The following is an 8433-nucleotide window of genomic DNA, read 5'->3' as shown; positions in this document are numbered from 1 at the left end:
AAAGGCCTTAGACGCTAGTTTACGCCGGCCTTAACCACTAGTAAAGCGAGGCCTTATGTGTGGGAAGCCTATTTTTAAGCTTTCGTATACGAGATACCGTTTGTTTTACAGTCTAAAAGCCGAGACTTTTTCATTCATCCAAAAGAGTTCTTTAGCAGCTATGTTTGCTACCGAGATCTCTGCTCGCACTATCTCGAAAGGTCAGTAACGATTCACGATAAGCAGTCCTAGATGTACTAAGTACTTTTATTTCGATCTTCGAAAACATCGATGGATTGTGAAGATAGTTGATCGATCGAGGGAGGGAGGGAATTGTATGACATGGGTTTACTATATAATCAGTAACTCAGTCAATACAGGGTTTTTGTGTTTAAAATCTCGGATCGGTTTAATAGATATACTTCTGACTAAATACTTTAACTTATCATTAGGAGCCTAAAGTATAAGATAAATAGATAAAATATCTGGGAAAGTCTAGTTTATGAATAAGTGAAACACAAGATATGATTAAAATATACCTATAAACACTCGATTTTACAAAAAGATGCATCTGCTTTCACCCTTGTGACCCTTTCTAGAAAAATTACTTAGAGTTCCAAGAAACAAAATGCCTGATAATTGATCGTTTTGTTTAAAACTATAAGATCGGGCTTTAAGACATTTAGTTTAGTTTGTTTTTATACCATAACGAGTAAACGTACCATTTATAGAAAGATGTTTTAATTAACCGATAAATTGTAGTCTAAATTAATTTGAAGTCTTTTTTAAATTTAATGCGAAACTAAATAGGTTTCAATTGTTTGCACTAGAACGTTAATATAGCAAGAAGCTAGTCCAAAAACTAGTTCCTTACTTAGGACGAATATGGACCTGCCCCATAACCTGCGGTAATTCTATAGAATACAATCAATTTCAACGTACGAATAAACTAGAACTATGTAATTTTGTTAGTACCCTACGTTCTTATACAAATCTGTTTCTATTCAGTTTTCTCTAAAAGCATAGCCAAACACTACAGGAGAATTCAGCTAATCCTTCTTATGGACTACTCGCTAGAGTTGTTAATTAGATGCTATGAAATTCAACCCGTTTTAGATTAATAAAACTAGAACCCATAGTAACATAATTATTTAGAGTTCAATTTCTTACGAGAGGTTTAGAGTAACCAAAAGTTAAACAAGAAGTGGTTTAACCTCTTATATAATTCCTAATAGGATTTAGTGGGCATTTTTAGTGCTAACTATTAGTTAACCTTATGTTATTTATAGTCGTTTTTGAACGACTAATAACACGATAAAACTTTTTCGCTCCCCAACAACTCCTTTGCGGCAATCCCTGCATACTAATATCTTTGATGGGTAATCTATTTAATCACAAATATAGGGTGTTTTTGTCATATCCATAACTTAATTGTCTAAATCACAACACCTATATAGTTTCCAAAGAAGTTTTCTTACTCGATAGATGACTATATAATGGAGAGAATTTTGTTAAAAAGAAATTTTGGGTCATAGTACTTTAAAGTTATTTACCTAAGTAAGTCGCTAAATTTAGCACCCAATCAAGTAATGGTTTAAAGCTAGTATTTCTGTAACGACTCCGTTTTTTTTATTATCTGTATCTACTTTTTTCTGCAGAAGTTCGATAAGTTCTATCGTAATATTTTATCAATATAATAACCATTCATTTAAGAGATGAATTTAACCAATTGAAGAGTTGGATCTATTTAATTGCTACAAAAAATTGAATAGAGAACAATTAAAAACAAATCGCTTCTTAATCCAATACATCATTTGTTTTAGGGTTAAAATAATTGATACTACAAATTAAATTACTTCAAGAATTTTCAAGAATTTAGTTTATTATTGAGAATTCTTGAGACATAACAAGTAATAGGAATTCTGGATATATTATGAAGAATTTAATTAATTCTTCAAAATTCTTCTAATACAGTGGTTTACTAACCGTGATAGGCGCAGGGAACAATCGGCTCTTTATAGAATTAAATAAACTATATCCTAATTGCAGACGTGCGCCCGATAAACGATCTGCATCTTACCCCTTTTGTCTCAAAAACTTTTTTCTGAAATAAGGACGACGGTTCTTTTTTCCTATGCAACAACATATATGGTTAGAGACCCTTAATCTTCATCTGGGACGTTGTCGAAATCATAGTCTTAACATATTCTACTAACTCGGATTCCCTAAACGTTCTTATACCCGATTGAACTTATGCGGTTAATTATATTTTTTTCAGTTTCGTAGTCCTGTCCAAGGTCCTAAACCCCTTCCACGTCATCTCCGACTAAACAGACTAGGATTTTTTAATTGTCCTTGCAATAACTACCTTCGCTACTCGCGCATACTAGCTTTTTTTTTATTTTACCATAACCAGTATCTGCTTCGAGTTCATGAACGAATACTTCTTTTGAGGGTAAAACGAGTACGTAACTCTCGTCGAAATCTACATTCTTTTCTATGATAATTTCATTATAAACGCCCTTCAAGGCTTTGATGCAATTCCGCTTACAAACCACAACGTAGTCTTGGTAAAATATTAACCCGCGGGAATCTTGGTAAACTTAATGATCCATCTCTAAAACATCATCGATACCACCTTTCTCATTTATTTTAAAGATTTAAAGGAAATAGGAATCTACTTCGTTATCTACAGAAACTTTTGGATTTTACATGTGGACTTAAAAAGTCTTCTATGTATCTTATAATGAACTCATTAGGACTTCTCCCATCATTTCGTCGTAATCTTATATGGGTTTTATTTCATAAATCACTATTCTTAAAATTTTCCGTCACCTTAAGTAATAACGGACGTCTATTCTAGTAGAATAGATACTAACGAGTACTCCAACCACTAAATGTATCAGTTAATCGGGACTTTTTTTAACCACTCAGGAATCCATAACCTTTATTACATTTATTTTTATGTTGAGTTTTACGTAATTCTGCTAACCGATTATTTTTAAATTAATGTTTTCAACTTATACCATAAATAGTTAAACTCCTGCTTCGAAAACGACTAACCCACTTTGTAAATCTGCCTCTCATTTATTGTACAGTTACCTTGCGCCTTAGATTCTATTGCTTTTTCGTCCAAGATATCGATTTCTAAAGTACTTTTTCCTTGGCTTTACATTCGAAGAAACAACCAAAATAACTATTACGGTGTTATATAAAGAATAGATCAAGAAGGTCTTTTCCAAAGAGCAAACAACCTGCGGTTTTCTCTAATTGAAAACTACCCCTAGTAAAAATACGACTAAATCAAAAAATGGTATAATAAGAATTTACAATGCAATAACAACTAGATTTTTTGGCTTTTAATTGAGTTCGTCTAAATCCCTTTTACGTCAACATACATTTTAATGAAGCTATTCTTTATTTTGTTCTACTGCTTGGGGGACTAACCAGAACATGAAACGTGTCTTTTCTCGCTCCTTTACTGATCTATATACGATCCTCTACCTCGGTTTGTTTATAAACGATCATTTATAGTTAATATAAATGACTGTCTTCCCGTTGAACTCCTTCTCTTCATAATTAAAATTTAGTTGTTTTTCGTCTTATCTCATCTCGATACATTATCGAAATAACTATACCGTCATATAGTGGAGCGCAATCAAACTGAATAAGTCATCCTTTTATTTTTTACGGTGTCAATTATGAATGATAAAGTGTATTATATTTGTGACTACATTAATTAAAGTTTTTGGATAAGTTAGTCTAAGTACTTTGAGAAGTTTAGCATGGGTTATACCTACAATTATGACGTGTATCACCTCATTAAGTCCTTAATAAAAGAATATAACCAAAACTGTTAGGATTTCGTTGATTTCAAATAGAGCTCGAAATGACCTACCTTCTACTTCTCGCCTGACGTTACTTTAGTCATAATCCTTTCTGAAACTAACTATAAGAATTTTTTTTGTAGCAGGGTCTTCATCTTCCCGTCCCCGAATATACATATGGTTCCCATTCTTAAAGTTTAGAACCCCTAAATTTAGTTTCAATAAAGTAATCATCTTCAATTATTCACCTTCTCTCATCTCCTATAACCCTTACAGGGCTCGCATATTTACGATAATTCAGACTAAAGATGCTTGTCATATGAAATTCGGTTTTTTATAAAATAAATCGATTTATTTGTCGTTACAGGTATTTGAGGATAAAGATCTTTGATATTAAGTGAAGTTGTTGTTCGAAATATAAAATAATAAATAGTACCATAATGATAGTTATAAATTAAACTAAACTCCTACTTATTCTAAAGTTCACTCATAATAAGCCTTTAATACTATTTTATTTCCTGCGAAATAACTGGAAGTTAAAATCTAGTAAAATTCGTTTTTTAATTTATAAACTATTAATCGTATGACGATAAAATCGTTAATACTAAGAAAGTCGAAAATTTGGAATTTAGACTTAAGAACTGGATATATTTAGCTTTATTTTTACGACGGTTTATCAAAAAGAACAATAAATGGACAGGAACCACAAATAAATTCGTATCGAAACTATCCGAAATAATAAATATTTAATTTTTAATTATTGTTTAAATAACGGTCAACAGAATACAACCATCATTATCGCTATAAAAAATATCCTCCTCCATGATTAGCGTAAGGGTTAGGTGAACCAGTAAATAGGTAAAATTAATCGACAGGACGATTATCGGATTGTCAATTAACCCATTAGGGGGGCTTTTTATTGACTACAGTTTTCATCTTAAAAGAGCATTGGATACTGCTTCCTCTAAGAAGTACTTTTCTAGTTTTAAATGTCTGTCAGTCTAAGTGAGTTAAGATTTTGTTCGACTCTTACCTTGAGGACATAGTCTTGGTATTCATCTTGTAACTGTTTAAAAATTAGAATGTTTGCGATCGGACGTAGGTAGTCGAGTATGAAGATCACAATCTTCTCCTTGATACTTTTCAGAGGACTCCGTTTCAAAACAAATAGTAGTTTTTTCGATGTTCTTTAGACCTAAAATCGAGTTTTCGGTACCTAGTAAGGCTATGATCCTTGATGTTTGTAACTTACGTACTTTCTTTTAAGTCCACGGCGGCAGCGTACTACTCCGAGCAACTTAACTAATTACTTAAATTTCTTTTCCCCTAACTTAAACAAAGGGAACTTTTATTAAATCTATGGAGTTGAGTGTACCCCTACAATAACAAATTATAGACGCGACGTAAAAGACTCTACCTTGCACTTAATTAAGCACTTGCGCAATTTCGTCCGGAACTGAGACGTTTTGTTGTCCCTGCATTTCCGCCCGCTGGATTTCGTAATTGACTACTTTCCCGATTACGATAAGCTCGTGACGCGGTCTGCCCTGTCTACAGACATTTTTTATAAACACTTTGCTACTTTTAATCGGCCAGACATAAAATAGCAACATAATTAGTTGTCCAACTCCACATTGATACCGATTACAATTAAGATCGAATCTCGTTTAACTCGCTACCAGAAACAAACTTGACGTAGCTAAATTAACACGGTAATGGTTTGATAACTCACTGGGACTTTCTTTGCTACGGTAATTCGCGGTTGAGTTTCATCCTTACGTTTAGTGGATGAAAACATCACTATTTTTATGAAACCAACTTCGTTAACAACTACTTTATTCCTTTCGATCTCGAAGACACTAATTATAGGTACTACCAGTTGTTACCCTATAGTCAAAAAAAGAGTAATTAGACCTTCCATAACTATGGGCGTAACAAGGATTTTTTATAAGGTCACCAAATCTATCCTTAAGTGAATTTCACCCACTAGACCAATACCTATGAGAAAGGTATGTTCCACCGGTTGATAAATAACTTCCACTCCGCTAAGCAATTTCTCTAACATGTTTAAATCTATGCGTTATTTTAACTGATACTATAAACGTATTTCATTTTAAAAACGATAACTAAATCGGCTTCCTTTTACTCAGTACCCCGTGGGTCATAATTTTTGATATCCCGTTTCTTAGAACTCTAACCTCCTTGGGAAATTTTTGGGAGTCGCGCTAGTTCAAAAATCGCTTAACGTTCGGAATTTTTACTTTGGGTTAATGAATTTTAAAGTCAACTTCCAACTGGCAAAACTTTCTCTTAATGTTTGAAACTAACGGCTTCGAATAAGAAGACACTTGTAACTACTTAAGTTAAGAGATCGTGTCAAATCGTCTTTTCGGTAGCCTCACTACCTATTTCATAATTGATGGTTGGGTAGCGTTTTTTTAGGTCCCTTTTTTCTCAAGCTACTCTAATTTCCTAATAAACTGCTCAATTTTGTTCTCTGCGGACTATTATGGAAACCTTCCTAGACAACACCTTATAATTGCCGAGATGAGTAGGGTTAAGAGAAACAAAAACTCTGCAACGATAATGGACCAAAATCCACGATGCTCGGAATGGTTCCATGTTTCAGCACGCGCCTAGATTGGATAGCTAACAAAGTAAGGTTTCGGGTAGGAGACTAGCTTAGATAACTTCTATAATAACTCTTTATAGTTTATTATTGCCCTCTAGATCTAGGATGCTTGTGGCAATCCGTTCATCAGCCGATTGTCGCTCGTTTATATGGAGTAATAAACAAATCCAAACTATTTTGAGTAATAGGCACTTTTATGACAGACTAATAAATTTTTTTTATGAAACAAGTAGTAACCCAAAATCCTCAGTACCTAATCCGTTTGAATCTACTAATAATTAACGTGTATTCCTTAAAAAAACCTCCTTACCGTACTCATGAAACCGTTAATGTAAACTACTAGTCCGTCATCTGCAATCAAAATGGTTTTTTAGCCACGTAAAATGCTCAAACGTCTATTGTTTTCTATTTCAAGATAAACTTCGTGTTTTATTCCATTTTCTCCGATAGTAAATTGAAGTCTTTATTCTAACTAAAAATCTGTTATTTTTTATGTATTTTTTTGTAACTTTGAGAATAGGTCATACCCAATGTCTCCCCAATTTTAAATTTTTCAGGATAAACGGATGCATAGGACTGAATGGGGGGAAATGTAGGCACTATCACTTCCATCCAGATAATTAACATTTTCATCTGATTTCCCGTCCCTGATAGTTAAGGAATGGTGTTTTCTTGGTAATCCAGACTAATGACACTTTTCGTCTGTATTATAAATTAAAAGTATTTTTTATAAGGGCTTTTCACCACATCCATTTCAGAACCTTTAATTACCGCGTCGATTTCACTATCCATAATAGTAATACTTTCTCAACGACTCTTTACTAAGGAGATTAAAACGAGGTATTTGGATAGTGAAATTCTCCGTAAGTTTCAGATAAAATATGTAAGCTTAGATTTTTAAAAAGGTCCCGACTAACGCTGGACAAAGGGTACTCTATCAAAAAGTATAATAAAAATTTTCACTGTCCTTGTGAAGATTATCGTCATGGTGTTTGTAAAAGTTTAAATAGTAAAAGGTAAATAAAGAACGAGACCTATACTCCACTAAAAAGTCGATCTCAAAGTTGTGTACTGGTTGTATGCAATCCATACGTTTAACTTCGTTACTTTTTTATACGATTGCGTGCATTAACCGTATAACTTTCACTCTAATGACTTTAACCGAGACCTAGTTTCCTATCCGGGTTTTCTCGACTTAACTATGTAGTCCGCTTTGCTGCAGTTTAACTACATTAATAACAAACCTTCGAACTAGCTACCCCTGCAAGACAGTTACTAGAAAAAGTATGAGAAGTACTCAATTTACTAGAACCGCAGCCTAAATATAGAAATTGGCTTCGAAATCTAAATTGGTGTCGTTGTCCTTCCCGTTACCGTCCGAACGACCGTTAAAAACGTCTCAAACTCGCTCTTTAAAACGCGCTTGCTCAATTTCGTCCATAACGTGTACGATCTTCGTTTCCTTTTCGAGTACCGGCCGGATATTGACGATTCTTCGTGTGACTGTTTCAGCAACGTGAAAAGTTTTGTCCCTACTTGGTCAGCCTTTAACGTTCCGTTGATCTATAACCCGCTTGCAGGCATTCTTCTTAAAATTTACTTTTATGAGATTCATTTCTTAAAATTATACTAACTAAGTTCTCTTTTTTATTCTGTTCAACACAATTGGCGTGGGTTAAGTCTCACCGGTTCTAATAAATTACTTAGTCGATGACTTTAATTTTTATAAGATCCGGTTTTGACACGTCCATAAGTAGTGTAACCTTCGTGACGATATGGGTTGTAAATACGATTTGGTTAACACCTACAAGAGGGGCAACAATTTCTATAATTTGACCAACTAAGTAACTTAAATTTCAAACTCCGAAATCCAATACAAACATACCCCCTTATACCATAAGGACCCGCCGCAAAGATGACCTTTAGTTTTTTATTTTCTTGGGTATTATAAGTAAACAAACTTGTCCCTAGTAGTCTTTAAAATGCAGTATATAG

1 protein-coding gene is annotated in these 8433 nt (G+C 33.6%); it reads right to left on the bottom strand.

The genetic code is table 11. The features are described 5' to 3' along the window. Positions 1-6921 precede the first annotated feature (6921 nt). A complete protein-coding gene (locus DGG96_RS20815) occupies positions 6922-7071 on the bottom strand; it encodes a hypothetical protein (RefSeq protein WP_165831597.1) in 150 nt (49 codons plus the stop codon). Between the last annotated feature and the right edge of the window lie 1362 nt (positions 7072-8433).

The sequence above is a fragment of the Legionella qingyii genome, from assembly GCF_003184185.1.
Note: the sequence above shows the minus strand (reverse complement) of the source record. Positions and strands in the feature narration are given on the sequence as shown.

Excerpts from the sequence above, each read along its gene's own strand:
- DGG96_RS20815 (WP_165831597.1), bottom strand. The coding sequence starts at position 7,071 with ATGAAAATGTTAATTATCTGGATGGAAGTGATAGTGCCTACATTTCCC.